This window comes from Aminobacter sp. NyZ550, from assembly GCF_025628925.2.
Taxonomy (GTDB): Bacteria; Pseudomonadota; Alphaproteobacteria; order Rhizobiales; family Rhizobiaceae; genus Aminobacter; species Aminobacter ciceronei.
Genome location: NZ_CP114190.1, coordinates 4,945,334 through 4,971,377, shown reverse-complemented (window position 1 = coordinate 4,971,377; position 26,044 = coordinate 4,945,334). Strand labels below are relative to the sequence as shown.

The following is a 26,044-nucleotide window of genomic DNA, read 5'->3' as shown; positions in this document are numbered from 1 at the left end:
AGTCCGGCGGCCTTCGCGCCGCCGGTGCCCGAGCCGCGTAGCCCAAGAGGCCAAGTGGCCAGATCCAAGAGGAATGCCATGAGGCGCTTTGAATACCACCGGGCGGACACGCTGGAACAGGCCTCCCGCCTTCTCACCGACCTCGGCGAAGACACCTTCGTGTTCAACGGTGGTACGGACCTTCTCGTCGAAATCCGTGAAAGGCTGCGCCGGGTTCGCAACGTCGTCGACATCAAGCAGATCCCCGGATTGTCCGACATCATCTATGACGAAACGCGCGGCCTGACTTTCGGCGCGCTGGTGACCGTGGGCGGCCTGGAGCGCCTGGCATTGGTGCGCCAGCGTTACCCGAACCTGTATGCGGCCTTCGCCTCGCTAGGCTCCATCCAGGTGCGCAATCGTGCGACGGTGGCAGGCAATGTCTGTCGTGCCTCGCCGTCAGCCGATACGATCCCACCGCTGATTGCCGATGGCGCGTTCATCCACATCTACAGCCGCACCAACATGCGCGTCGTGCCACTTGCCGAATTCTTCACCGGCCCCGGCAAGACTGTGCTTGCCAAGGGCGAGATTGTTACCGGTATCACCGTGCCGCCAGCCGGCGACAACTCCGGCAAGGCCTATCTCAAGCACGGCCGCCGTAAGGCAATGGAACTCTCCACCGTCGGCGTCGCCGTCAGCCTCACCATGGAAGGTGGTCTCTGCGATGACATCCGCATCACGCTCGGCGCGGTCGGAGCAACCGTGCTGCGCGCACCCCAAGCCGAGGCCATGCTGCGCGGCACGTCGCTCGACGCGGCAACCGTCAAAAACGCCGCCAACAAGGCGATGGAAGAGTGCACGCCGATCAGCAACGTGCGCGCCAGCGCCGATTACCGCCGCGATATGGTGGGTGTGCTGACCGGCCGCGCCATCAAACAGGCATTGGAGGCTTTCGCATGAAACGGATCGTTGAACTCACCATCAATGGCGAGCCGCGCGACATGGTGGTGGATAGCTGCCGCTCGCTGCTCGATGCGCTGCGCGACGATCTCGGCCTCACCGGCACCAAGAAGGGCTGCGACGTCGGCGATTGCGGCGCCTGCACCGTCATCGTTGATGGCGAGCCGGTCAATGCCTGTCTGATGCTTGCAGTGGAAGCCGAAGGCCGCTCGGTCGAGACGATCGAGGGACTTCAGCCAGGCGTCGATGTGCTGCATCCGCTGCAGGATGCCTTCATGCGCTACGGCGCTTCGCAATGCGGCTTCTGCACCCCGGGTATCCTGATGATGGCCAAGAAGCTGCTCGACGACAATCCGCGCCCGACGGACGAGGACATCCGCTTCGGCCTCAGCGGCAATATCTGCCGCTGCACCGGCTACACCAAGATTTTCGACGCGATCAAAGCAGCCGCGATCGAGATGGAGGCTGCAAGATCATGAACATGACGACCCCTATCGAACAGCGCGATTTCAAGATCGTCGGCAAGAGTGTTCGCCGCGACGACGTGCTCGAAAAGGTGACGGGCGAGGCCGAGTATACCGGCGACGTCAAACTGTCGGGCATGCTACACGGCAAGATCAAGCGCGCGGCGATCGCGCATGCCCGCATCAAGAGCATCGATGTCAGCAAGGCGCTCGCCTATCCGGGCGTCAAGGCGGTGCTGACGCATGAGAACGTGCCACGCGTGCTGCATTACGGCTCACCGCACCCGCGCTCGGCTTCCTGCACCAAGGACCAGTATATACTCGATGACAAGGTACGGTTCTGGGGCGAGGGCGTTGCCGCCGTCGCGGCCATCAGCGAGGAGATTGCCGACGAGGCTCTCGACCTGATCGAGGTCGAGTACGAGCCCTTGCCGGCCGTCTTCGAACCGGAGGATGCGGCCCAGCCGGGTGCGCCGCTCATTCACGATGTCGGCCCTGGCGGCAACCTCGTGCTCGATCCGGTGCGCATCAATCGCGGCGATGTGGACGCCGGCTTCGCCCAGGCGGATTTCGTGCTCGAAGGTGTTTTTTCCGGTGGGCGGCCGCATCCGGCTTACATGGAGCCGAATGTCTGCATCGCCGACTGGGACGGTTCCAACAAGCTTACCTTCTGGACCTCCACCCAGACTTCTTTCATGGTGCGCGGCATCCTTGCCGAAGTGCTCGGTCTGCCGCTTACCAAGGTCCGCGTGCTCGTCGACCACATGGGTGGCGGTTTTGGAGCTAAGCAGGACCTGTTCCAGCACGAATTCCTATGCGCGCTTCTTGCCAAACAGACGCGCCGGCCAGTGAAGATGGAATTCAGCCGCCACGAGACTTTCGTCGCCGGCCGCTCGCGCCACCCCTGCAAGATCTGGCTGAAACAGGGTTTCAAGAACGACGGCACGCTCGTCGCGCGCGACATGAAGCTGGCCTACGATTCCGGCGCCTACGGTTCGCACGGCCCAGGTGTCACCATTGTCGGCACGACGGCTGCCACCTCGCTTTATCGCTGCGAGAACGTGCGGCTGGAAGGACGCTGCGTCTACACCAATACGCCGATCAACGGTGCCTTCCGCGGCTATGGCGTGGTGCAAAGCTATTATGCGCTCGATATCCAGATGGACGAGGCGGCCGAACGGCTAGGCATGGATCCGGCGGAGCTGAAGCTGAAGAACGTCGTTCGCGCCGGCGACATCGCACCGTCGGGCCACCCGATCCTTGGTCATGGCCTCGAAATCTGCCTCCAGCACGGCATCGACGTGCTGGATTGGAAGAAGCTGCGCAACCGCGACCGCACGCCGGATCCCAAGCGACCCCACATTCGCACTGGCTGGGGCATCGGCTGCGAAATGCACGGTTCTTCCGCCTATCCCGGCATCAAGGAACAGGGCAACGCCACGGTGAAGGTCAACGAGGACGGTACGGTGACTTTGCTCACGGGTGCCGCCGGCCTGGGCACCGGCGCGCACACAGCACTTGCACAGATCGTTGCGGAAGAACTCGGAGTGCGCTTCGAGGATGTTGGCACGATCCATGGCGATACGGACGTAGTACCTTGGGACATCGGCGCGTTTGCCAGCCACACTACTTATCTCGTCGGCACGGCTGCCAAGATGGCAGCCGGTAAGGTCCGCACTGCGGTTCTCGAACGTGCAGCGATGAAGCTGCAGGTCTCGCCGGCCGAGATCGATCTTTCCGAAGGCAAGGTCTTCGTCATCACCGATCCAGGACGCTGCATGACGGTCGCTCAGGCGATGGGTCCTTCCCGTGGCATTCCCGCCGCCAACATCGTTGCGAACGGCACCTACGAGCCGACGAAATCCTATTCCTTCGCCGCACATTTCGCTGAGGTGCATGTCGATACGGAAACCGGCATCGTGGAGGTCAAGCGCGTCATACCTGTGCACGACGTCGGCCGGGTCATCCATCCGATTGCCGCGCAGGGGCAGATCGAGGGCGGCATCCAGCAGGGCATCGGTCACACGCTGACCGAGGACTACGTCATCGACAAGAAGACCGGCCGGTCGCTCAACGCCGGCCTCGTCGACTACAAGATGCCGCTCTCGATGGACATGCCTGACATCGAGACGATCATCCTCGAAGCGGCACCCGATCCAGGTGGCCCCTGGGGCGCCAAGGGCGTCGGCGAGGACCCGATCATTGCCATCGGCCCAGCCATTGCCAACGCCATCCACGACGCCATCGGCGTTCGCTTCCGCCACTATCCGATCACTCCGGAAGACGTACTGAAAGCCTTGAGGGAGAAGGCCGCATGAACATGCACATCGAACCTGAGAGCCGGAAGCTCCCGATAACGATCCTCACCGGGTTCCTTGGATCGGGAAAGACGACGTTGCTCAACTACATCCTCACCGAACGCCATGGCCACCGGATCGCGGTGATCGAAAACGAGTTCGGCGAAGTCGACGTCGACAGCGACCTGGTGCTGGCCTCCGACGAAGAGATCTTTCAGATGCAGAACGGCTGCATCTGCTGCTTCGTCGATGTGCGCAACGACCTCATCGACGTGATGAAGAAGCTGTTGAGCCACAAGGACAAGTTCGACCACATCATCGTCGAGACTTCTGGTCTTGCCGATCCGACGCCTGTCGCCACCGCCTTCTTCGTCGATCGCAGCGTTGCTGAAGAGGTCGAGCTGGATGCCGTCGTCACGCTGGTGGATGCAATGCATATCGACCAGCATCTCTATGATCCGGTTCTTGACGGCAGCGACAACCAGGCGGTCAACCAGGTCGTCGCGGCCGACCGCATCCTCATCAACAAGGTTGATCTTGCCTCAGAGGACGCCCTCGGTTCGCTCGAGGCGTCGCTGCGCAAGCTCAACCAGACGGCGCCGATCCTGCGTTCGACCTATGGCAAGGTGGACCTGGCCGATATTCTCGGTGTCAACGGCTTTCGCCCGTCCTATGTGCGCGAGCGGGCGGAAATCCTCGACATCGACATGGACGACGACCACGATGCGCATGGCCATCACGAATGCCACGATACGGCCTGCGACCATCCGGACCATGACCATGGGCACCATCATGACCACGGCCACGGCCGAGCATCGGTCCTGCGCCCGCACAGCCACGATGCGACGGTGAAATCCCACTCTTTCGTTTATCCCAACTCCTTCGACGGCGAGAAGCTCGCCACCTTCCTGAAGGATTATCTCGGCGAGCGCGGCGACGACATCTTCCGTACCAAGGGCATTGTTTCGGTGGCCAATGACGAGCGCTTCTTCGTGCTCCAGGCGGTGCACAAGCTGGTCGATTTCCGTCCGGATCACAGCTGGGGCGAGGATGTCAGGAAGTCGAAGTTCGTCTTCATTGGCCGCAATCTCGACCGTGACGGCATCGACAGGAACCTGCGTGCATGCCTGGCGGCCTAGCGGCGCTTCTCCCGTCCTAATACGCCTGCTCAATTCCTGTATCCAAGACGCCCGCGCAATTTCCCGCGCGGGAGGTCGCTGCCGATCGCCATGAAATAGCGTTTAAAAAGAATAGGTTAGTCGATTTTTCCCCGTTGACAGAAAGTCGGCCCCATGGTTTCTTCACCGTTGAGTAGAAGCGCCGACAATTGCTCACCGTCTGTTGGACGATGAGGCCGCGATGTCGATGCTCACTGCGAAAGGAACACCTGTCGGTTGCAGCCGCCCTGCGGCGTCCGCACCGACTACCCTTCCCCATCATCGGCATTTCCTGAGATCGCGCATCCATGCCGGCTTTTGGCCGGCCTGGGGTCCATCGCGCGGCCCCGCATCGACCGGATCCTCTACGACAGGAGAACAAGGATGATCATTGATCTAAGCTGCTACCCCACCGATCTGGTGGACCTGGCTTGGCGCCACGACGGACCGCCGTTCACCGGCGACAAGCTTTTGAAGATGATGGACGGCCCGTACTATGTGAACGGCAAGCCGCGCCGGATCGACAAAGCCTTCATCCAGCCGCCGCAAGGCAACACCATCTACACCCATGAAGTCATGGACCTGGAAGGCAAGGCCGCCATCCGCCAGTACATGGCCTATACGGAAAAGATGGTGACGAAGCACCCGGACCGTTTCCTTGGCTGCTTCGTCTACAACCCGCGCTATGGCACGCAGAACGGCGCCGAAGAAATCGAACGCTATGCCAAGGAGTTCGATTTCAAGATGGTGCAGTTGCAGGCGAACATGCATGCCTACCGCCCTGACCGCGCGCTCGACTGGCTGCGTCCGGCCATGAAGAAATGCGCCGAGCTCGGCCTCATGGTGAAGGTGCATACCGGCGACGGTCCGTACTCAATCCCCACCGAGTTCTATCCGATCATTCGCGAGTTCCCGGAAGTGAATTTCATCCTCGCGCATTTCGGCGTGCAGACCGGCGGTGTCTACGTGTTCGAGCCGATGCAAATGGCGCTCGACACGCCGAGCGTCTACGTCGAATCCGGCTGGTGTCTGCAGTCGCGCATCGTCGAGTTCGCCAAGGTCCTACCCAAGCACAAGATCCTGTTCGGCTCCGATACGCCGCCGAACGAACCAGGCATGTGGATCAACCTTCTGGAAGTCCTCTGCCACGAGCCGCCGCAGGGCCTCAACCTCGATGAGGATACGCTGGAGGATTACCTCGGCAACAACACCGCCCGCATGATCGGTCTCGAGCCTACCAGGCCGCCGGCGACCGTCGAGGAAGCCGAAGCGTATCTGCGCCAGCACGGCGTCGCGCTTGCCGCGTAAAACTGAACGGAGTGAGCAATGATCATCGATACCCATCTTCACCCGACGAACCTCGTGGACGAGGCGTGGCGTCATACCGGTTCGCCCTTCACGGGTGAGCGCATGCTGAAACTGATGGACGGCCCCTACATGATCAACGGCAAGCCACGCCGGATCGACATGGGCTTCATCCAGCCGCCACCAGGCAACACCGGCTACCGGGACGGCAACCGCAAGGGCCGCGACGGCATTCGCGACTACATGGCCTATTGCGCCGAGCTTTGCCAGACGTACCCGGACCGCTTCATCGGCAACTTCAACTACAATCCGCGCTGGGGACCTGAGAACGGCGCGGCGGAGCTGGAATTCCACGTCAAGGAATACGGCTTCAAGATGCTGAAATTGCACGCCAACATGCACGGCTATCGTCCCGACCGCGCGCTCGACTGGCTGCGTCCGGCGATGAAGAAGTGCGCCGAGCTTGGCGTGGTCGTGCTGATCCACACCGGCGACGGCCCGTACACGATCCCGACGATGTTCTACCCGATCATCCGCGAATTCCCGATGGTCAACTTCATCATCGGCCATTTCGGCATTCAGACGGGCGGCAACTACTCGTTCGAATCCTTCTGGATGGCGATGGATACGCCGAACGTCTACTGCGAATCCGGCTGGTGCTTCCAGTCGCGCATCGTGGAGTTCGCCCAGCAGCTGCCGAAGAACAAGATCGTCTTCGGCACGGACAGCCCACCGAACGATCCGGGCATGTGGCTGCGCGAGCTGGAAGTGCTCTGCAAGGACCCGCCGCACGGCATCAACCTCTCCGAGGACGATCTGGAAGGCTATCTCGGCAACAACATCGCCAAGCTTGTCGGCATCGACCCGTCCCCGCCGCCGCGCGACGTAGAGGATGCCCAGGCACGCCTCAGGGATTCCTACGCCGGCGTCGACCGCGCCACCGGCAAGCATCTGGAATTCGCCTGATTTGACAAGGGCGGCGCCTTTCGGGGCGTCGCCAGCCACCCGCAGCGACCCGAGGCCGAGACATGAGCCAGTACCACAAGCAAGACGTCCGCCGTTTCCTGGCCGATTATAAGGCGGAACATCCCGAGGATGTCATCACGATCGATGGGCCGGTCTCGGACGACCAGGACGCAACCGCGTTGATCTGGAACCTGGCGGACAAGGGCCAGCATCCGATGCTGCATCTCAAGAATGTTAGCGGCATAGGCAGTGAGGTCGTCTGCAACATCTTTGCCTCGCGTGACCGCATCGCCCGCCTGCTCGGCTCGACTGCCGACAAGCTGCACGAGGCCTACCAGTCCCGTTCCAACAAACCCTTCACGCCGGAGGTGTTTGAAAGCGGCCCGATCACCGAAGAAATCATTTCTGGTGACGCCGTCGACCTGCACGCGTTGCCGATGCTGAAGCACTTCGACACTGACCGCGCGAAATACATCACGTCAGGCATCATCATCGGTGAGCACCCTGAAACCGGGGCCGGCAATCTCAGCTATCACCGCGCCATGATCCATTCGAAGACTTCGCTCGCGACCTCGCTGCATTCGCGCGGCCATCTCTGGCGCCTGATGAACATGGCGAAGGAGAAGGGCGAGCCGATGCCGGTCGCCATGGTGATCGGCGGGCATCCGCTGTTCATGATCGCCGCCTCCGCCCGCCTTGCCTTCGGCGAGGACGAGCGCGATGTTGCCGGCGGCCTGATGGGCGAACCCCTTCAGGTGGTGCGCACTCCAAAATACGGCATCCGTGTGCCTGCACATGCCGAGGTCGTGCTGGAGGGCGTGCTGGATCCCGAGGCCCATGTGGAGGAGGGGCCGTTTGGTGAGTTCACCGGCTATTCCTCCGACCGCTCGACCAACAATCTTTTCACCGTCGAAACCATCATGCGGCGCCGTGATCCGATCCTCGTCTCCGTCGCCGGCGGCAATTCGGCCGAACACCTCAACCTCGGCCGCGTGCCCCGCGAGGCGGAAGTGGTGGAGAAGCTGAAAGCTCGTTTCCCCTCCATTACATCAGTGCACTATCCGTCCTCCGGCACCCATTTCCACGCCTACATCGCGATGAACCAGACGCGCGAGGGCGAGGCACGGCAGGTCATGCTCGGCCTGCTCGGCTGGGACCAGTACCTCAAGACCGTCGTGGTGGTGGATGCGGACGTGGATATCACCCGCGACAGCGAGGTGCTCTGGGCGCTTGCCACCCATTTCCAGCCGCACAAGGACGTCGTCATCATCGAGGGCCTGCCTGGCAATGCGCTCGACCCGTCGGCGAGCGGCATCGGCACGACCTCGCGTATGGGGCTCGATGCGACGCGCGGCCCGAATTTCCACGGCGTTCGCGCCCGCATAAGCGACGAGGCCTCGGCTCGCGCTGCCGCACTCCTCAAAAGCGTGGGATAGGCGATGACGACGCGGCCAAGTCGCATGATCGTCGGCATTTCGGGCGCTTCCGGCATGGTCTATGGCAAGCGCATCCTCGAAGTGCTGCGCGACCTCGAGATCGAGACTCATTTGATCATGTCACGCGCAGCCTGCATCACGCTCGCGGCCGAGGCGGATTTTACCAAGCAGGATCTTGAGGCACTGGCGACAGTCACCCATTCAAACAAGGATATCGGTGCCGTCTGCTCTTCAGGCTCCTACAAGACGCTCGGCATGATCGTCGCGCCCTGTTCGGTGAAGACCATGGCGGAAATTGCGACTGGTACGACCGACAATCTGCTTTCCCGCGCCGCCGACGTGGTGCTGAAGGAGCGCCGCCGCCTCGTTTTGATGCTGCGCGAGACGCCGCTCCATCTTGGCCATATCCGCAACATGGCGCAGGTCACCGAAATGGGCGGCATCATCTATCCGCCCGTTCCGGCCTTTTACGCCAAGCCGCAAAGCCTTGAAGAAATGGTCGACCACACCGTTGGCCGGGTGCTCGACCTCTTCGATCTCGACCCCGGCATCGTACGCCGCTGGCCGGGAACGCAGGGAGGGGAATGATATGGGCGCCTGCATTGCCAGCGAGCCGAAAACGCTCACGCCAGAACCCCGCGCTGCCTTCCTCTCGGACGATGCGATCGCCATCCTGGCATTCGCCGCCGAAGCGCTCAAACAGGGCCTGGCCGCCGCCCTCGTCACCCTCGTTGAAATCCGCGGCGGCGCTGCCCGCGCCATCGGCGCGCAGATGGCGGTGCGCGATGACGGCCTTTATTGCGGTTTCGTCTCCGGCGGCTGCACCGAAGCGGCGGTGGCCGCTGACGCCGTGGTCGCCCTCCAGAATGGCATCGATCGCAAGCTTCGCCTCGGCGAAGGTTCGCCGTTCTTCGACATCGTGCTGCCCTGTGGCGGCGGCATCACGCTGGCTATCCACGTCCTGCGAAATGCCACAGCACTCCGCCACATACTTGCCGCGCTGCACCGCCGTGCTCCCGGGCGCCTCCGGTACAACCCCGGCAGGCAGGCTCTTTTCTTCGAACCAGGCGAAGGCGTGAGTGGCTGGGAGGGAGAGGAATTTGTGCGCGTCTACCACCCGAAGCAGCGCATGCTTCTTGCCGGCACGTCCCTGGAGGCTGGCGTGGTGACGCGTCTGGCGGAAGTATCCGGCTATGAAGTCGTGAAGATCGAGCGGGGCCAAGCTCCATCGCCGAAACAGCTGGACGCTGACACGGCGGTCGTGCTCCTCTTCCATGACATCAACCGTGAATTGCCGCTGCTCGAGGCTGCGCTCGCCTCATCCGCCTTCTATATTGGCGCTCTGGGAAGCCGCCGTACTCACGCGAAACGCTGTGAGGTCTTGCGCAAACGCGGTCACAGCGAGACCACGCTTGCCAGGATCAAGGCGCCTATCGGCATATTCGACAAGGCGACAGACGCAAACTCGCTTGCCCTTTCGGTGGTCGCCGACGTCGCGCAGGCAAGATTGCTCCACATGAAGGGCAAGGCCGACCCGACGGTCCCCCGGACGCTTGCTCTCAACACGATCGACAAGTGCTTCGCCCCCATGAACGCAAGTGAACTCATCACAAACGCGGGGGGCAACTAGCGATACGTCCGGGCTTTTCGCTGGCCGCAGGCCTCCCAGCTTGTCCAGTGTGTTCCCAAAGTCCGGCGTGGGCCGGCGACGCATTCGGGGGCTCCCACAACGCCCCCTCGCGTCGCCGGCTCCTTATCCTGCCCTGCCTGCAGTGCCAGCCAATCGTTTGAAGGGCGAACCGATGAAGAGCGTTTCCACGCTACGAGCAAACGGCAGTATTCAAGGTACCTGTCCGCAAAGGGCGGAGCCGCCCTTCTCAAATCGCATCGAACTGACATCTCGCGCGCTGATCAAAAATGAGCGTGGCAGCATCCTGTTGGTCAGATCCAAGAATTCAGCCAACTGTCTGTGGCAGATGCCAGGTCGCCAAATCGGGCGTGGAGAAAGCTGCGCGATGTCGATTGTTCGATGCCTTCACGACGATCTGGGAATCCTCACATGGCCAGTCTCGGCCGTTTTCATAAATGACCAGTTTGACGACATTGGTGGCCTCCACACACTTTCGATCACTTATGCGGTTTCCATACTCTCGGGTGAACCGCGTGTGACAGCCTCTGGCCAATTGGATGAGGCGCGATGGTTTGGTCAACCGCCCGAAGGTGTCACCAAAGAGACTGTCTGTGCACTGGAAAGTCGCGAAATCGTAATGTTCGGAGCGTCCTGACAGGTCCAGGCTAGCCTTAGGCTCACCGAAAACCAGGTGCCGACGACTAGATCGCACCACCTAAGTGCGACCGAGGGCGCTTGCGCCAGCGTTTTCAGGTCGCATCGCCGCCACGAAGGCCGCTTTCAAACGTTCAGCTGCCGGTGACAAGCTATGCTGGCGCCTTTGCAAGAGCGAGACATTGCGCATTACGGTCGGGTCGACGAGATCCACGGTAGTTACACGAACTGCTGACGCCAGTTGGCTGGAGTTCTCCGGCAAGACGGCAACGCCCATGCCGGCGGAGATCATGCTGATGGCGGTGGTCGAGAAGCGCACTTCGTATTTTGGCTGGAAGTTGGGCACAACACGGATGAGGTTATGCTCGACAATGCTGCGAAGCGGATTCGTGGCTGCGAGCGTGATAAGTGTCTCGCCCTTCAACTCGGCCCAGCGAACGGATTTTTGCCTGGCGAAGCGATGGTCTTCCCGGCAGACAAGCATGAGCTTGTCGCGCATGAGAGGCGTAGCGGTGATTTCGGGATCGTCTTCCGAGAGCGTGCCGATGGCGATATCGACCTCATTGCGCTTGAGCGCCGGACTGATCGCCTCTTCGGGCATGTCGCGGATGCTGACCAGAATTTCGGGATGCATGCTCACGAACGCCGCAATGATAGGCGGCACAATCGTCGCTGCGAGCACGATTGCAGCGGCGATCGTCACCTGGCCGCGTTTCAACGATGCGTTGTCGCGCATATCGCCAACTGCGAGTTCCAGGTCTTTCAGTATCTTACGGGCTTGTGGCAGGAACTCCTGGCCCACGAGAGTGAGCGAAACCATGCGGGTGTGGCGGTCAAACAGGCGTACGCCGATCTCCGATTCCAGATCTCGAATGACTATGCTGACGGCCGATTGCGTGAGGTGAAGGTTCCGGGCCGCGAGATTGAACTGGCCAAGGTCGGCCACGGCAATGAAGGCCCTGAGTTGCCGCAGGGTGATGTTCATGGATGCGCGGCCCTCCTGTTCTCCAATGTCATCAAATCCTGCCGTCCCTATGCCTGTCCAGCCTGCAGCACCGGCTGTTCGGTCTCGCCTGCCATTGGCAACACTGCTTCGTCGGACCGGATACAGTCTGATACCACACCCGGCCCGACCGGTTTGAGTTCAATCTAGATAACCGTGGCGGTCGGCGAGATAAAACACCTCCAGCAGCATGCTCACGGCAGCACCCGAACCTTGGTCTTGGTTTTGCTGGATTCCAGCGCGGCCTAGCTTGCCAGGGCAGGCTGGTTGGTCTGGCCGGCCATCAGCAGACCAAGTTCGTCGAGGCGAGTTCGGTCAGGCGGCAGTTCACCTAGGATTTCGCCGTGGAACATAACCAGGATACGGTCGCAGATCGCGAAGAGTTCTTCGAGTTCGGTGGAGATGAGCAGAATGGCGCGGCCGTTGTCGCGCTGTTTAAGCATCTCCTCCATCACGAACTCCATGGCGCCGATATCGATGCCCCGGGCGAGCTGGTTGACGAGGATGAAATCCGGGTTGCGCGCAAGTTCACGCGCGACCACCAGCTTCTGCTGGTTGCCGCCGGAGAGCGCGCCGATCGGCTGATCCTCGTCGCGGCTTTTTATGCGAAACCGCTTGATGAGATCGCGTGTGTGCTCGCCGATGACCCCCCGGTTCAACATACCGCGGCAGGCGAAAGGCTTCTGATCGTAGCGCTGGAGGATTGTGTTTTCGCTCAGCGACATCGAAGCCACGATGCCGTGTTTGTGCCGGTCCTCCGGGATGTGTGAGAGGCTGCTGGCATTGATGCGGGCCGGGTCGAGGCCGGTAATGTCCTTGCCATTCAAAATCACGCGGCCGCTGTCGATCGGCAGCAGACCGGAAAGTGCCAGCGACAGTTCCGTCTGACCGTTGCCGGACACGCCGGCAATACCGACGATCTCGCCGGCGCGCACGTTGAGGCTCACGCCGCGCACGGCCGGCAGGCCGGTCTCGGCGCGGCAGGTGAGGTTGTCGACCGACAGCACGATGTGGCCGGGCGGTTCAGGGCTGCGCGGCAGCTCCATGCGCACGTCGCGGCCGACCATCATGCGGGCAAGCTCGCGTGCATTCGTCTCGCCAACATTGACCGTGTGCACGACGCGCCCGTCGCGCATGACGCTGATGCGATTGCTGACGCGCATCACCTCGTCGAGCTTGTGCGAGATGAAGACGACCGTCTTGCCGTCTTTGGCGAGGTCTCCCATCAGCGAGAGCAGGCGGTCGGTCTCCTGTGGGGTGAGCACGGCTGTCGGCTCGTCGAGGATGAGCAGGTCGATGCCGTGGAACAGGACTTTCAGGATTTCCACTCTCTGCTGCTCGCCGACCGAAAGGTCTTCGATGATGGCGTCCGGACGCACGTCGAGGGCGTAGCGGTCCGAAAGTTCTCGGATTTTTGCATGGACCTCGTCCATGTCGTTAATGACGCGCAACGGAGATCCCTGGCCGAGAATGTAGTTTTCCGCCACCGTCAGGTTCGGCACGAGCATGAAATGCTGGTGCACCATGCCGATGCGTTGACGGATCGCCTCGCGCGGGCTGTTAAAGCGCACGGACTGGCCCTTGAAGACGATCTCGCCTTCGTCGGGCCGAACCATGCCGCAGATCATGCTCATCAGGACGCTCTTGCCCGCACCGTTCTCGCCCAGCAGCGAGTGGATCTCGCCCTGCTCGATTTCCAGTGACACGCCGTCGCTGGCAACGATGGGGCCGAAGCGCTTGCGGATGTTCTCGACGCGCAGGAAGGGTTTCTGAGACATGTCCATTACCTCATCTCGTAGGGCTGGCCGAGTTTGCTGGGGGCAGCGCCCTTGCCTCGGACCACGACGAGCGTGACGATCGTCATGATGTAGGGAAGCGCCTGCAGCACCTGGTAAGGCACAACGATGGATGCCTGCGCCTGGAGCATCAGCTGCAGCGCGTAGAACAGGCCGAAGAGCAGCGAGACGAAGAACGCCCCAATCGGCGACCAGCGTGCAAAGACGACCACGGCGAGCGCGATGAAGCCGCGGCCGGAGGTGATGCCCTCGACGAACTGATTGGAATGCCCGAGCGTCAGGAAGGCCCCGCCGAGGCCGGCGAGCCCGGTGCCGACCAGCACCGCGGCATAGCGGTAGCTCGCAACATCGCGGCCGGCGACGTCGACGGCTTTCGGGTGTTCGCCGACAGCGCGGAGCGTCAAGCCGAAGGACGTGCGGAAGAGCACGAGGCTGGCCAGGATCGCGACGAGGACCGTCGAATAGACGATGAGGTTCTGCCGGAAGAAGGCTTCGCCAAGAAAGGGAATATCGCTCAGGAAGGGGATCTGCACGGGCTGCGCGATCTCGATGCCCTTGCCGGTCGAGACGTAATAGGTACGGAACAGGAAGGCGGTGAGACCCATGCCGAGCAGGTTTAGCGCCGCACCCACAACGATTTGGTCCGCTTTGATGGTGATTGTAAAGAAGGCAAAGATCGCCCCGAACAGCATGCCGCCCGCGATGCCGGCCAGCAGGCCAAGCGGGATACTGCCGGTGGCGAAGGCTGCCGCGAAGCCGCAGAAGGCACCGACGAGCATGGTGCCTTCCAGCCCGATATTGAGCACGCCCGCTCGCTCGGAAAATATCTCGCCGATGGAGGCGAAGATCAGGGGGGTCGCAAGCCTCCAGGCGGCGCCCGCAAGCGTCGCGAGAAAGGTGAGAAACATCATGTCGTCCATGGAGATACCCCTCAGGAAGGTCGCCTAGAGCAATTCCGGCAAGGTGCGTGAAGTGGTCCTGCCCGGGAATTGCGCAAATGCTCCAAAGTTTTGTCTTCCCTCAGGGCTTAGGCGCCTTGCGGGAGTTTCCATTTTTCAAGCCACGATCCTGCGGATGTCGCGCAGCCTGGTGAAGGCGACGACCGAGAGAATGACGATACCCTGTATGATCAAAACGAGGACCTGCGGCACCTGCGAGGTGATTTGCAGCACCTCCGAGCCGGAGCGAAGGGTCGCGAAGAGCCCGCCCGAAACGATCGCCGCCAGGGGGTTGTTGCCGGCAAGCAGCGCGACCGCGATCCCTTCGAAACCGTAGCCCGGCGAAATGTTCTGGTAGAGGCGGTGCGTGACACCCGCCACTTCGAAGGCGCCGGCCAGCCCCGCCATTGCACCGGAAATGCACATTGCGATCATTACGTTGCGGGCGACCTGCATACCGGCATAGCGGGCTGCGTATGGATTGAGACCAACGACGCGGAGTGCAAAGCCGCGGCTGCTGCGCTGAAGAAAGATGTAGAGCGCGACTGCCAGAACGACGGCGACGATGATACCGATATGGAGGCGCATGTCGGAGACGATGCGTGGCGTCCAAGCTTCGCGGATAAGTCGGGCAGATTGAGGATAGGCAGCACTTGCATCGCGCATCGGGCCGGTGACGAGATAGCTCGTTAGGATCAGCGCGATGTAGTTGAGCATGATCGTTGTGACGATCTCGCTGGCCTGGAAGCGTACTTTGAGATAGCCGGCAATGCCTGCCCAAGCGGCCCCCGCCAAGGCGCCGGCCAGCATGACAAGCGGCGCATGCACCCAGACGGAAAGCCCGTCAAAATTGGTGCCGACCAATGTGGCGGCAATCGCTCCAGCATAGAGCTGGCCCTCGGCGCCTATGTTCCAGATCGAACAGCGGAAGGCAACGCAGAGGCCAGCGCCGATCAAGATCAGCGGCGTCGCCTTCAGCAGGATTTCGCCAACCGAGCGCATGTCCTGAAAGGAGCCGAAGATCATCACTGTGACCACGTCGCTCCCATCGAAACCGTTCAGCCACAAAAGGGCTGCGCCGCATGCTAGCGCGACAAGGACCGCTGCGGCCGGCGTCGCCGCGTTGATCACGGCTTGCCTGAGCGTTCGGCCGAAAGCTTGGGCTGCTTGAGGATACACGTTCTCACGCACTCCCTGGTTTACCTGTTCCATGGGTCCGGTCCGAATGTTGGTATGAGGCGCAGCAAGGCGCTGTGGCCGAAGGGCCGGCCACAGCGCTTGCGGGTCACTGGGCGTCGGTCTTGATCTCACCGGCAGCGATTTTGGCGCTGATCGCCTTCACCTCGGCGCGGATGTCTTCGGGCACGGAGACCGGACCGTCATCGCGGAAGGTGAATGAGATGACTTTCGGATCCTTCAGGCCAAAGATGATGTTTTCCTTAGGCGGGCTCCCGTCCTTTATCGAGTGCACGACTTCCACCACGCCCTGCGCGTAGTCGGCAACGTAGAGGCCGAGAATGTTGTTCGGTGCTACCTGGGTAAAGTCGCTGAAGATCGAAAAAGAGCGCACAGCCGGCCCGGATTCCGAGATCGCCTGATAGCCGCCGACGGTCGCACCCGAAGCATTCGGCACGACGAAATCCGCGCCCTGCGAAATCATGCTCAAGGCTGCTTCCTTGGCAGCCGTCGTATCGGTGAAGTTGCCGATATAGGCCTCGCTGATCGGGAAGTCCGGATTGACGCTCTTGGCGCCGTTCTTGAAGCCGACAAAGGCCTGCTGGATCGGCGGGATTTCCATGCCGCCGACGAGGCCGGCCTTTTTGCCCATCTTAGCTGCGATGACGCCCATGAGGTAGAAGGGCTGGCTCGTATCGGTGTTGAGGCCGATGACATTGCCTTCGTGGATGCTGCTCGACGAGATCAGGAAATAGGTGTCGGGATAGTCGAGCGCGACTTCCAGTGCGGCATCTTGGAATTCGAAGCCGTGGCCGAGGATGACCTTGTAGCCCTGGCTGGCATAGTCGCGGAACGCCTTTTCGAACGAGGCCGGGTTCTGTTGCAGCTCGACATAGCTGATCTTGGCACCGAGCTGTTCTTCGACGCCCTTCAGCGCATTGAAGCCGATCCGGTTCCAGCCCTCTTCCGAAACGCTACCGGGCACGAGAAGGCCCATCTTGAAGTCTTCGGCCTGTGCCATCGCCGGAATGGACACGGCGATGGTCAGCGCCGCCACTCCTTCCACGAACGTTCTGCGTGAAAGTCTCATTGCTCTTCCTCCCATTTGATAAGTTCCCAGGGACCGCGCTTATTTCGCGCGTGTCTGGATCTCACCCGCAATGATCTTCGCACTCACCTCTTCAAGGTGATTGCGCAGGTCTTGCGGTATCGATCTGGCGGCTTCGTCGTTGAAGGTGAACTTTATGACGTCCTTATCCTTCAGGCCGAAATCGACATTGCTTTGCGGCACGGCGCCGTCCCGAATGCCCGAGACGATGCGTACGATGCCTTGACCGTAATCGGCTATGAACGTGCCGAGGATATTCTCGGGAGCGACGTCGGTGTAGTCGCTATAGACGCTGAAGGTGCCCGACTGCGTGCCTGATTCCTGCGCGGCGCGGATGACGCCCAGTCCCGCTGCATTTGCATTGGGAACGACGAAATCGGCGCCCTGCGCCATCATGCTGACGGCGGCTTCCTTGGCGGCGCTCGCATCGGTGAAGCTGTTGATGAAGACCGTGGACACGGGGTAATCCGGGTTCACGCTCTCGGCACCTTTCCGAAAGCCCTCGAAGGCATGCGCGATGGGCGGAATTTCCATGCCACCGATAAGGCCCGCGCCCTTGCCCATCTTTGCAGCGATCACGCCCATCAAGTAGAAGGGCTGGCTGGCATCGGTATTGAGGCCGATGACTTTCCCTTCATGTACGCTGCTCGACGAGATGAGGAAAACGGTGTCGGGGAAATCCTCAGCCGTCGTGAGGGCGGCGTCCTGGAACTGGAAGCCATGGCCCAGAACGACGTGATAGCCCTGGCTTGCATAGTCGCGGAACGCCTTTTCGAAGGCGGCTGGGTTCTCGGCCAGCTCGACATAACTGATCTTGGCGCCGAGCTCCTTTTCCACTCGCTTCAGCGCGTCATAGGCGATCCGGTTCCAGCCTTCCTCCGCGACGCTGCCGGGGACCAGGAGGCCCATCTTGAAATCTTCGGCATGGGCATGGTCTAGCCAGACCATGCCGGCAAGGGCCGACCCGAGAGTGGAGGCAAGCAGCGAACGACGTGAAAATGCAGTGCTCTTCATCCCATTCTCCCATTAGATTGAGGTCCAATCCCCCCGGAGTTGCTCTCGGCTTATGCGTTCTCCTTCAAGCGAACGGTGTCGGTTGTGCTCTGTGAGACGAGACGACCCTTCGAGAAGACGAAGGCCCGGTCTGGTCCGCCGGCAACCAGCGTGTCGGTGTCGGTGCAGTCGGCGATGACGAAGTCGGCGCGGGCGCCGGCCTTGAGGCCGTGCTCCTTGCCGAGACTCATCAGGCGGGCTGGCGACGTCGTGATCATGCGGTGGGCAGCAGCAAGCTCATCCCCCCGAAGATGGCCGGCGAGCAATGTCCAGCGCGCGATTTCCAGCATGTCGCCCGAGCCCGTTGGCACGAAAGGGTCCTGGATGTTATCCGACGCCGCGGCAATCGTGACGCCGGCGCGGTAGAGCTCGGCAACGCGCGTCAGGCCGCGCGGCGGCAACATCTCGGCGTCGCGGCCCTGCAGGTAGAGGTTCGCCGCTGGCAATGTGACGACGCCGACATCAAGCGCAAGAAGACGCTCTGCGATACGCTGGAATTCCTTGCGGGGCAGGGCACTCAGCACAGAGACGTGACTGAATACGGTGCGGCCCTGCATGCCGAAGCGCTCGACCCGCTCGAGAGCTGCATCAAGCAGATGCACATCGGCATTGAGATGTTCATCGAGATGCAGATCGACCGGTTTTCCCGCCTTGACGGCGGCGGAAAACAAAATGTCGAGGTAGCGTGGTGGGTCTTCCGAGACAGCAGGCGTGCCACCCACTGCATCGGCGAGCGCCACGGCGCCATCGATACTCTCGGTCAGCCAGTCGAAGTCCTGGCCGGGATGCGGTGTCATGAAGGCCACGAGCTGCAGAGTGATGTCATCTCGCGCCCCGTCGCGCACGCCTGCCAGCGTCTCAATGCCATGGAAGCCAGCATCCTTGTCGACGTTGACGTGGCTGCGAATGGCGGTCGTGCCGCGGGAAAGACACCGCCTGATGGTGCGCATCGCCCGCTTGTGGATGTCATCGGGACCGGCGGTTCGGGCATATTTGGCGAATGCCTCGCGGGCGCCTTGGAGCGTGCCGGAAGGATTGGGGGTAAAGTGCAGTACTCCGGTCTTGTCGAGGTGCTGGTGCACATCGACGAAACCTGGCGAAACCAGCATGTCTGTAATGTCGACGCAGGCGCTGCAGGACCTGGTGTCCAGGGACGGCCCGATTGCGACAAAGCGTCCATCCGCCCCGACTATGATGTCGCTGACCGCTTGCGAGCCGTCTGTCTGAATGACAGCTCCCCCGGTGAGTGCAAAGGGCTGCCCAGAGACGAGGTCTGCTATGGATGCAGTTGGAAAATCGCGCACAGCTTGTTCCCGCATTCTTGTTATGACGGAAAGAGAGCACGGGCGATTAATTTAGACAAATTTATTATTTCAATCTTTTGATGAGAAAAAAACAATAATGCGTCGTGAGCATTCTCTGTCTTTGGCAAAAGGAAAAATGCTCCAGTTCAACAGATCTCGCTCTGCATTCAGGAGGTTGGGGCTGTGTTGACGCTTGGTACCGGGTGGAAGCGGAATGTCTGCTATCGTGTTTTTTCGTGCCAGAACGGACGGTCCGCTCCCGTGATGAGTTTCGGGCGCCGGCGGGCGTACGAAAGTCCCCGAGGAAGGAACCCACGGGCCACAGTCAACGGCTATGGATATTTCGATCTGTGGCTGATGTCGGCGATGGCGCGGCCGCCGATGGGAAGCGCGAGGTGGATGCGGACAGGCCGCTTCGTTGCTCCATCGCGCGGTATTGGCGGCCCGGCGCTGGTCCGGCCACTCGCCTGTCGAGGCCAGGCTCCTTGTTGAAGAAGCCCGTCATGCTCTGCCGCTGCCGAACGACGCTCAATGCAAGCGCAACGAACGGCGCGTGCCCTTTACCTCACCGCGCGCGCCCTCCCGCGCAGCGGGTTCGTTCCACGGCCCCAGATACGACGTTCAACGTCTATTGGAGTGTCCGGCGATGACAACTCTTGGCAACGCCAGTGCCGTCCGAGGCAACATCGCAACTGAAGGACCCATAGCGGGGCAAATCGTGATCAGGTCGAGCGTATGCGCGACGCGATCTCCAGGGCTTTGCGCGATAGGCTGCGGCCCGATCACAGGTAGATTGAAGTTTATTAGTAGTTTCTAAGCTTGTTAGCAAGAAACAAGAATACTGTCTCAATAGATACTTGCATTCTTGCTCAAACACGGAAAGGTTGAGCTTGCGCTAAATTTTGCGTTGGCGACGTGGATCACATAAGTTCACCAGTTGCTGGGATGGACAGCGGGCGTCATTTGCTTGGCGTTGATCACGCAATTCTTGCGTCAACTTGCCGATCCAGATGTCATCCGCCATGACGCCCGCTTGACCATCTTCTGTCTGGAGGCTTGGCGGCGTTGCTCAAGCCAGGCCTGGCTTGATGTCATTGGCAAGCGCGCCAGGCGACTGAAGGCAGCAGCAACAGACCCGATGCGCGCAGCGGAAAACCTACCATTCTGCGAACGAACCGTCCTTGTGGCGCCAAACGGGGTTACGCCAGCGATGACCCTCCTTTGCGCGTTCCTTCACGTAGTCCTCGTCGACGTCGACTCCGAGCCCGGGACCGTCCGGGATGGCGACGAAGCCGTCCTCATAGCGGAACACGTCCTTGTTCTTGGCATAGTCGATCAGGTCGTTGGTCTTGTTGTAGTGGATGCCGAGGCTCTGTTCCTGGATGAAGGCATTGTAGCTGACCGCGTCTAGCTGCAGGCATGCGGCAAGCGCGATAGGTCCGAGCGGGCAGTGGGGGGCGACGGCGACGTCATAAGCCTCGGCCATGGCAGCTATCTTGCGGCACTCGGTGATGCCGCCGGCGTGCGAAAGATCGGGCTGGATGATGTCGACCACGCCTTGCTCGAAGACGCTCTTGAAGTCCCAACGGCTGTAGAGCCTTTCGCCGAGTGCGATCGGCGCAGATGAAAGCGCGGCGATCTCCTTCAGTGCCTCGCGGTTCTCGCTGAGCACCGGCTCCTCGATGAACATCAGACGGTAGGGTTCAAGCTCCTTGACCAGCACGCGAGCCATTGGCCGGTGGACGCGGCCATGGAAATCGACGGCGATACCGACATGAGGACCGACGGCCTCGCGCACCATGGCGACACGCTCGATCGCCGCATCGATCTTGTCATGGCTGTCGACGATCTGCAGCTCCTCGGTGCCGTTCATCTTGAGGGCTGAGAAGCCGCGTGCCACCACGTCCCTGGCGCCGGCAGCGACATCGGCGGGACGATCGCCGCCGATCCAGGAATAGACCTTGATGCGATCGCGGCAGCGGCCGCCAAGCAGTTCATGCACCGGCACGCCGAGTGCCCGGCCCTTGATGTCCCACAGCGCCTGGTCGATGCCGGCGATTGCACTCATCAGGATCGGACCGCCGCGGTAGAAACCGCCGCGATACATGACGTTCCAATGGTCCTCGATGAGCCGCGGATCCTTGCCGATCAGATAGTCGGCGAGTTCATGGACCGCAGCCTCGACGGTATGGGCGCGGCCCTCGACCACGGGCTCGCCCCAACCGCTCACGCCCTCGTCGGTTTCGATCTTGAGAAACAGCCAGCGCGGCGGAACGATGTAGGTCTTGAGTGCAGTGATCTTCATGGTGTCGGCACTAACTCCGGATGGGCTGGCGTTCAGTCTTTCTTGTGCTGGCTCTTGGCGCGCGCGAGGTCGCGCGCGGCGAGGTCCAGGATCTCGTTGGCGGCGTGGCGAGCAGCTGCGGCGTCGCGCATGCGCAGCGCTTCGACGACGCCGTAGTGAACCCTGACGGCTTCGTCGCGCCGGTCGACGGAATTGGCTGTCGCCTCGAGCGCAAAATTCAACGCTGTCTCGATCATCCCGCCGATCTGGCGAAAGATCGGGTTGTGGCAGGCCCCATAAAGGACCTGGTGAAAGGCGGCGTCCGAGCGGGCGAAACGGGCAACGTCGCTTCCCGCTGCTTCCATGCCTTTCCATGCCAGTTCGAGATCGGCGATCTCCTGCAGCGAGGCTCGGGTCGCGGCAAGTTCGGCGACCAGCGGCTCGATGGCACGGCGGGTTTCCAGGATGGAGTCGAACAATTTGGGATCAAGTGTGTTTGGCGCGTGCCACTCCAGCACCTGGGGATCAATGATGTTCCAGTTGTCGCGTTCGCAGACGACGGTGCCGATGCGCGGGCGGCTGAGAACAAGGCCCTTCGCTGCGAGCGTCTTGAGCGCTTCGCGGATGACGGTGCGGCTTACACTGTATTCCGTGCAGAGGTCGATTTCGCTCGGTAGCGTGCTGCCCACCGGATAGTTGCCGGCGAGGACTTGAGAAGCGATTGCCCGCACGACATCGGGCAGGACGCGCGGGCGACGTGACTTCGCTGCCGCTTCAGGTGCCTCGTTGATGTTCATGCGTTCTCCTCCCCAAGAGCGTTTTCTCGTTCTTATGTCCGCTTCTTATGCCGGACAATGCGCCCCTGCGATCATCCATGACGGTGTCGCGAAAGGAAGCTATCTCATTTATCATACCAGCGCAATTGACTGGTATGATAAAAGAAGCTAGCGTTTGTCATCCGGGCTGATTGCCCGGCACCTTTGGGAGGAGTTCACATGCGATTGTTGAAGACGGCGCTCGTCGCGGGCGCCCTTGCGGTTCTGTCTGCCACCACCATTGCTTCTGCCTATGCGCAGGAGACCAAGATCGGCTTCATCGTGAAGCAGCCCGAGGAACCCTGGTTCCAGGACGAGTGGAAGTTTGCCGACCAGGCGGCCAAGGAAAAAGGTTTTACGCTGGTCAAGATCGGCGCCGAGGACGGCGAGAAGCTGATGTCGGCGATCGACAATCTCGGCGCCCAGGGCGCCCAGGGCTTTGTCGTCTGCACGCCCGACGTCAAGCTCGGGCCTGGCATCGTCGCCAAGGCGGCCGCCAACAACCTCAAGGTGATGACCGTCGACGACCGTCTGGTCAGCGCCGACGGCAAGCCGATCGAGGAAGTGCCGCATATGGGCATCTCTGCCACCAAGATCGGTGAGGCAGTCGGCCAGGCCATCGTCGACGAAATGAAGGCCCGTGGCTGGAAGGCCGAAGAGGTCGGTGCGATCCGTGTCTCCTATGACCAACTGCCGACAGCCGTCGATCGCGTCGAGGGCGCGATTTCGGTGCTCAAGGCCAACGGCTTCAAGGCCGAGAACATCTTCGACGCGCCTCAGGCGAAGACCGACACGGAAGCCGCGCTCAACGCGGCGACGGTTGTCCTGAACAAGAACGCCAACATCAAGAAGTGGGTCGCCTTCGGCCTCAACGACGAAGCGGTTCTGGGTGCCGTGCGTGCATCGGAAGGCGTCGGCATCGCGGCTGACGGTATGATCGGTGTCGGCATCGGCGGCGCGGACTCGGCGATCAACGAGTTCAAGAAGCCTTCGGCCACCGGCTTCATCGGTTCGGTGATCATCTCGCCGAAGCGCCATGGCTATGAGACTGCGCTCAACATGTATGAGTGGGTCGCCAACGGCAAGGAACCGGAGAAGCTGATCCTGACCGCCGGCGCGCTTGCCAAGCGTGACGACTTCGAAAAGGTCCGTGCGGAACTCGGCATCGAGTAATCACCGCTACATTGAACGGTGTCCGGCGGCGGTGATTTGCTGCCGTCGGACATTCAGGAGGACCGTCGATGTCATTTCTCGAATTTTCTCACATCTCGAAAGCCTATCCTGGCGTCCAGGCGCTGTCCGACGTGTCGTTTTCCGTCGCAAAGGGGGCCGTCCATGGCCTGATGGGCGAAAACGGCGCCGGCAAGTCGACGATGATCCGGGTCCTCTCGGGCGACCAGCATGCAGATGGCGGCGACATCATCATCGACGGCCAGGTCCAGAAATATGCCTCGACGCGTGACGCCTTTCATGCCGGCGTCATCGTCATTCACCAGGAACTGCAGCTGGTTCCGGAGCTTACCGTCGCGGAAAACCTGCGGCTCGGCCGCTTTCCGGCCAGTGCCGGTGTCATCCAGGCACGGCAGATGTTCACCGGGGTCGGTGAGAAGCTGAAATCCGCTGGCATCGACATCGATCCCCGCCGCAAGGTCAAGACGCTGTCGATCGGCGAGCGGCAAATGGTCGAGATCGCCAAGGCGATCATGCTCGATGCACGCGTCATCGCGTTGGACGAGCCGACCTCATCGTTGTCGTCGCGCGAAAGCGAAATTCTCTTCAGCCTGATCGAGCGCCTGCGCGCCGAAGGCAAGGTCATTCTCTACATCTCCCATCGCCTCGACGAGGTGTTTCGGCTCTGCGACAGCCTGACCGTGCTGCGCGACGGCAAGCTGGCCGCCCATCACCCGAGCCTCGAAAACGTCACGCGCGAACAGGTGGTGGCGGAGATGGTCGGTCGCGAGATCTCCAATGTCTGGGGCTGGCGCGCCCGAACGGTGGGCGATGTCAGGCTGAAGGCTGAAGGCATCGCCGGCGAGAAGCTCGTGCAACCGGCGAGCTTCGAGGCGAGGGCTGGCGAAATTCTCGGCTTCTTCGGACTGATCGGCGCCGGCCGCTCCGAATTGATGCACCTAGTCTATGGTGCCGACGCGCGCAGCAGCGGAACGATCAAAATCGATGGACAGGCAGTGCACGCCGTCGACCCGCGCCAGGCGATACGCGCGGGCATCGTGCTGTGCTCCGAAGATCGCAAACATGACGGCATCATCCAGGGGCGCTCGCTGGAGGAGAACATCAACATCTCCTCGCGTCGCCACAACACCCGCCTCGGCATCCTCAATGCGCGCAAGGAAGCCGAAATCGCCGAGACCTATATCAAGAAGCTCAAGGTCCGCACGCCTTCGCGCAAGCAGGACATCCTGAACCTGTCGGGCGGCAACCAGCAGAAGGTCATTCTCGGCCGCTGGCTGTCCGAACAGGGCGTCCGCGTCCTTATCGTCGACGAGCCGACACGCGGTATCGATGTCGGCGCCAAATCCGAAATCTACGAAATCCTCTACCAGCTCGCTGAGCAAGGCGTGGCGATCATCGTCGTCTCCAGCGAACTGCCGGAGGTGATGGGCATCTGCGACCGCATCCTGGTCATGTGCGGCGGCCGCATCTCGGCGCACATCGACCGCAACGATTTCAGCGAGCGCGCAATCCTGGCAGCAGCGCTTCCCGACAAGAAGACGCCAGACGCAATCGCATCCTGAGGGGACTGAGCATGACAAACTCTTTCAAGAAGATACTGCTCGGCGACCAGGGTCTCGTCGTGATCTTCGTTCTGGCCTTTGCGCTGGTGTCGATCTTCGTCCCGAACTTTCTGACCGAGCGCAACATGCTGGGCCTGCTGCAGTCGGTCGTCACCGTCGGCATCGTCGCCTGCACGATGATGTTCTGCCTGGCGGCGCGGGATTTCGACTTGTCGGTCGGTTCCATCGTAGCTTTTGCCGGCATGGTCGCCGTCATGGCCCCGAACGCCACCGGTTCGATCATGGTCGGAATCCTCGCTGCCCTGCTTTGCGGCGGCGCCGTCGGCCTGATCAACGGCGTGGTCATCGCCAAGTTTCGTATCAATGCACTGATCACCACGCTGGCGACGATGCAGATCGTGCGCGGCCTCGCGCTGATTGCCTCCGACGGCCGGGCGGTGGGCATCAATGATCCGAATTTCTACCAGCTTGCGCTGTCCAAGCTGCTTGGCATTCCAACGCCGATCTGGGTGCTGGCGATCCTGTTCGTGGTGTTTGGCTTTGTGCTCAACCGCACCGTCTTCGGCAAGAACACGCTGGCCATTGGCGGCAATCCGGAGGCGTCGCGTCTGGCTGGCGTCAATGTCGACTGGACGCGTATCTGGATCTTCACCCTGCAAGGCATGGTCTGTGCCATCGCCGGTATCCTGCTCGCATCGCGCATCACCTCGGGCCAGCCCAATGCGGCCATCGGCCTGGAGCTGTCGGTCATCTCGGCCTGCGTGCTCGGCGGCGTTTCGCTGGCCGGTGGCCGCGCGGCAATCGCCGGCGTGATCGTCGGGGTCATGATCATGGGTATCGCCGAGAATGTGATGAACCTGCTCAACATCCCGGCCTTCTACCAGTACATCGTCCGTGGCGTGATCCTGCTGCTCGCCGTGTTGCTCGACAATCTCAGGTCCAGCGCGCTCGGACGCCGTTGAG

General features: G+C 61.5%; 22 protein-coding genes. 13 read left to right on the top strand and 9 right to left on the bottom strand.

The window, feature by feature from the left end; translation table 11 throughout:
* The first annotated feature begins 78 nt into the window (after positions 1-78).
* The 10 genes from N7E70_RS24680 (at position 79) to N7E70_RS24635 (ending at position 10,852) form a co-directional block, all read left to right on the top strand.
* Complete coding sequence (locus N7E70_RS24680) at positions 79-942, top strand: FAD binding domain-containing protein (RefSeq protein WP_263007945.1); 864 nt, start codon at positions 79-81, stop codon at positions 940-942.
* Positions 939-1,421, top strand: coding sequence for a (2Fe-2S)-binding protein (locus N7E70_RS24675; protein WP_182575472.1), 483 nt, complete (start codon positions 939-941; stop codon positions 1,419-1,421). Before N7E70_RS24680 ends, N7E70_RS24675 begins: the two co-directional genes overlap by 4 nt.
* Positions 1,418-3,724 carry a xanthine dehydrogenase family protein molybdopterin-binding subunit gene (locus N7E70_RS24670; protein WP_182575471.1) on the top strand — a complete coding sequence of 769 codons (2,307 nt, stop codon included), beginning with the start codon at positions 1,418-1,420 and terminating at the stop codon, positions 3,722-3,724. Before N7E70_RS24675 ends, N7E70_RS24670 begins: the two co-directional genes overlap by 4 nt.
* Positions 3,721-4,842, top strand: a complete 1,122-nt coding sequence (locus N7E70_RS24665) for a CobW family GTP-binding protein (protein ID WP_263007944.1) — start codon at positions 3,721-3,723, stop codon at positions 4,840-4,842. Before N7E70_RS24670 ends, N7E70_RS24665 begins: the two co-directional genes overlap by 4 nt.
* A gap of 402 nt (positions 4,843-5,244) precedes the next feature.
* A complete protein-coding gene (locus N7E70_RS24660) occupies positions 5,245-6,168 on the top strand; it encodes an amidohydrolase family protein (protein WP_263007943.1) in 924 nt (307 codons plus the stop codon).
* A gap of 18 nt (positions 6,169-6,186) precedes the next feature.
* Positions 6,187-7,131 carry an amidohydrolase family protein gene (locus tag N7E70_RS24655; RefSeq protein ID WP_263007942.1) on the top strand — a complete coding sequence of 315 codons (945 nt, stop codon included), beginning with the start codon at positions 6,187-6,189 and terminating at the stop codon, positions 7,129-7,131.
* Between the two features lie 62 nt (positions 7,132-7,193).
* On the top strand, positions 7,194-8,567 hold the full coding sequence (locus N7E70_RS24650; RefSeq protein ID WP_192318204.1) for a UbiD family decarboxylase: 1,374 nt from the start codon (positions 7,194-7,196) through the stop codon (positions 8,565-8,567).
* Between the two features lie 3 nt (positions 8,568-8,570).
* The gene (locus N7E70_RS24645) at positions 8,571-9,155 is read left to right on the top strand and encodes a UbiX family flavin prenyltransferase (RefSeq protein ID WP_067964800.1); all 585 of its coding nucleotides are present in this window, start codon (positions 8,571-8,573) and stop codon (positions 9,153-9,155) included.
* Position 9,156: 1 nt separating this feature from the next.
* On the top strand, positions 9,157-10,197 hold the full coding sequence (locus N7E70_RS24640) for an XdhC family protein (RefSeq protein ID WP_263007941.1): 1,041 nt from the start codon (positions 9,157-9,159) through the stop codon (positions 10,195-10,197).
* A 172-nt stretch (positions 10,198-10,369) separates the two neighbouring features.
* Positions 10,370-10,852 (top strand): NUDIX domain-containing protein, encoded by a 483-nt coding sequence (locus N7E70_RS24635; RefSeq protein WP_263007940.1) that lies wholly within the window; start codon positions 10,370-10,372, stop codon positions 10,850-10,852.
* A gap of 60 nt (positions 10,853-10,912) precedes the next feature.
* Here the strand turns inward: N7E70_RS24635 and N7E70_RS24630 are convergent, their stop codons facing one another.
* The 9 genes from N7E70_RS24630 to N7E70_RS24590 all read right to left on the bottom strand — a co-directional run bounded on the left by N7E70_RS24630 (position 10,913) and on the right by N7E70_RS24590 (position 22,310).
* Positions 10,913-11,836 (bottom strand): LysR family transcriptional regulator, encoded by a 924-nt coding sequence (locus N7E70_RS24630; RefSeq protein ID WP_182575468.1) that lies wholly within the window; start codon positions 11,834-11,836, stop codon positions 10,913-10,915.
* A 263-nt stretch (positions 11,837-12,099) separates the two neighbouring features.
* Positions 12,100-13,632: an ABC transporter ATP-binding protein gene (locus N7E70_RS24625; RefSeq protein WP_263007939.1), complete on the bottom strand. Its 1,533-nt coding sequence runs from the start codon at positions 13,630-13,632 to the stop codon at positions 12,100-12,102.
* Positions 13,633-13,637: 5 nt separating this feature from the next.
* Positions 13,638-14,570 (bottom strand): ABC transporter permease, encoded by a 933-nt coding sequence (locus tag N7E70_RS24620; RefSeq protein ID WP_067964793.1) that lies wholly within the window; start codon positions 14,568-14,570, stop codon positions 13,638-13,640.
* Positions 14,571-14,705: 135 nt separating this feature from the next.
* On the bottom strand, positions 14,706-15,800 hold the full coding sequence (locus N7E70_RS24615) for an ABC transporter permease (RefSeq protein ID WP_263007938.1): 1,095 nt from the start codon (positions 15,798-15,800) through the stop codon (positions 14,706-14,708).
* A 73-nt stretch (positions 15,801-15,873) separates the two neighbouring features.
* Positions 15,874-16,854: a BMP family protein gene (locus N7E70_RS24610; protein WP_263007937.1), complete on the bottom strand. Its 981-nt coding sequence runs from the start codon at positions 16,852-16,854 to the stop codon at positions 15,874-15,876.
* A 39-nt stretch (positions 16,855-16,893) separates the two neighbouring features.
* Complete coding sequence (locus tag N7E70_RS24605; protein WP_263007936.1) at positions 16,894-17,886, bottom strand: BMP family protein; 993 nt, start codon at positions 17,884-17,886, stop codon at positions 16,894-16,896.
* A 50-nt stretch (positions 17,887-17,936) separates the two neighbouring features.
* On the bottom strand, positions 17,937-19,034 hold the full coding sequence (locus tag N7E70_RS24600; protein ID WP_263007935.1) for an amidohydrolase family protein: 1,098 nt from the start codon (positions 19,032-19,034) through the stop codon (positions 17,937-17,939).
* Positions 19,035-20,385: 1,351 nt separating this feature from the next.
* On the bottom strand, positions 20,386-21,534 hold the full coding sequence (gene dgoD, locus N7E70_RS24595) for a galactonate dehydratase (RefSeq protein WP_263007934.1): 1,149 nt from the start codon (positions 21,532-21,534) through the stop codon (positions 20,386-20,388).
* Between the two features lie 32 nt (positions 21,535-21,566).
* The gene (locus N7E70_RS24590; protein WP_067964781.1) at positions 21,567-22,310 is read right to left on the bottom strand and encodes a FadR/GntR family transcriptional regulator; all 744 of its coding nucleotides are present in this window, start codon (positions 22,308-22,310) and stop codon (positions 21,567-21,569) included.
* A 198-nt stretch (positions 22,311-22,508) separates the two neighbouring features.
* On the opposite strand from N7E70_RS24590, the gene N7E70_RS24585 reads away from it, so the two are divergent.
* From N7E70_RS24585 to araH, 3 genes are all read left to right on the top strand, one after another.
* Positions 22,509-23,501 (top strand): arabinose ABC transporter substrate-binding protein, encoded by a 993-nt coding sequence (locus tag N7E70_RS24585; protein WP_067964779.1) that lies wholly within the window; start codon positions 22,509-22,511, stop codon positions 23,499-23,501.
* A gap of 68 nt (positions 23,502-23,569) precedes the next feature.
* Entirely contained in the window at positions 23,570-25,081 is a 1,512-nt protein-coding gene (araG, locus tag N7E70_RS24580) for an L-arabinose ABC transporter ATP-binding protein AraG (RefSeq protein WP_263007933.1), read from the top strand.
* 11 nt (positions 25,082-25,092) lie between these two features.
* Entirely contained in the window at positions 25,093-26,043 is a 951-nt protein-coding gene (gene araH, locus N7E70_RS24575; protein WP_263007932.1) for an L-arabinose ABC transporter permease AraH, read from the top strand.
* Position 26,044: the final 1 nt, after the last annotated feature.

What these genes read in the sequence shown, in the direction of transcription:
- N7E70_RS24680 (WP_263007945.1), top strand. Translation starts at nt 79, where the DNA reads ATGAGGCGCTTTGAATACCACCGGGCGGACACGCTGGAACAGGCCTCC.
- N7E70_RS24675 (WP_182575472.1), top strand. Translation starts at nt 939, where the DNA reads ATGAAACGGATCGTTGAACTCACCATCAATGGCGAGCCGCGCGACATG.
- N7E70_RS24670 (WP_182575471.1), top strand. Translation starts at nt 1,418, where the DNA reads ATGAACATGACGACCCCTATCGAACAGCGCGATTTCAAGATCGTCGGC.
- N7E70_RS24665 (WP_263007944.1), top strand. Translation starts at nt 3,721, where the DNA reads ATGAACATGCACATCGAACCTGAGAGCCGGAAGCTCCCGATAACGATC.
- N7E70_RS24660 (WP_263007943.1), top strand. Translation starts at nt 5,245, where the DNA reads ATGATCATTGATCTAAGCTGCTACCCCACCGATCTGGTGGACCTGGCT.
- N7E70_RS24655 (WP_263007942.1), top strand. Translation starts at nt 6,187, where the DNA reads ATGATCATCGATACCCATCTTCACCCGACGAACCTCGTGGACGAGGCG.
- N7E70_RS24650 (WP_192318204.1), top strand. Translation starts at nt 7,194, where the DNA reads ATGAGCCAGTACCACAAGCAAGACGTCCGCCGTTTCCTGGCCGATTAT.
- N7E70_RS24645 (WP_067964800.1), top strand. Translation starts at nt 8,571, where the DNA reads ATGACGACGCGGCCAAGTCGCATGATCGTCGGCATTTCGGGCGCTTCC.
- N7E70_RS24640 (WP_263007941.1), top strand. Translation starts at nt 9,157, where the DNA reads ATGGGCGCCTGCATTGCCAGCGAGCCGAAAACGCTCACGCCAGAACCC.
- N7E70_RS24635 (WP_263007940.1), top strand. Translation starts at nt 10,370, where the DNA reads ATGAAGAGCGTTTCCACGCTACGAGCAAACGGCAGTATTCAAGGTACC.
- N7E70_RS24630 (WP_182575468.1), bottom strand. Translation starts at nt 11,836, where the DNA reads ATGAACATCACCCTGCGGCAACTCAGGGCCTTCATTGCCGTGGCCGAC.
- N7E70_RS24625 (WP_263007939.1), bottom strand. Translation starts at nt 13,632, where the DNA reads ATGTCTCAGAAACCCTTCCTGCGCGTCGAGAACATCCGCAAGCGCTTC.
- N7E70_RS24620 (WP_067964793.1), bottom strand. Translation starts at nt 14,570, where the DNA reads ATGGACGACATGATGTTTCTCACCTTTCTCGCGACGCTTGCGGGCGCC.
- N7E70_RS24615 (WP_263007938.1), bottom strand. Translation starts at nt 15,800, where the DNA reads ATGGAACAGGTAAACCAGGGAGTGCGTGAGAACGTGTATCCTCAAGCA.
- N7E70_RS24610 (WP_263007937.1), bottom strand. Translation starts at nt 16,854, where the DNA reads ATGAGACTTTCACGCAGAACGTTCGTGGAAGGAGTGGCGGCGCTGACC.
- N7E70_RS24605 (WP_263007936.1), bottom strand. Translation starts at nt 17,886, where the DNA reads ATGAAGAGCACTGCATTTTCACGTCGTTCGCTGCTTGCCTCCACTCTC.
- N7E70_RS24600 (WP_263007935.1), bottom strand. Translation starts at nt 19,034, where the DNA reads ATGCTGGTTTCGCCAGGTTTCGTCGATGTGCACCAGCACCTCGACAAG.
- dgoD (WP_263007934.1), bottom strand. Translation starts at nt 21,534, where the DNA reads ATGAAGATCACTGCACTCAAGACCTACATCGTTCCGCCGCGCTGGCTG.
- N7E70_RS24590 (WP_067964781.1), bottom strand. Translation starts at nt 22,310, where the DNA reads ATGAACATCAACGAGGCACCTGAAGCGGCAGCGAAGTCACGTCGCCCG.
- N7E70_RS24585 (WP_067964779.1), top strand. Translation starts at nt 22,509, where the DNA reads ATGCGATTGTTGAAGACGGCGCTCGTCGCGGGCGCCCTTGCGGTTCTG.
- araG (WP_263007933.1), top strand. Translation starts at nt 23,570, where the DNA reads ATGTCATTTCTCGAATTTTCTCACATCTCGAAAGCCTATCCTGGCGTC.
- araH (WP_263007932.1), top strand. Translation starts at nt 25,093, where the DNA reads ATGACAAACTCTTTCAAGAAGATACTGCTCGGCGACCAGGGTCTCGTC.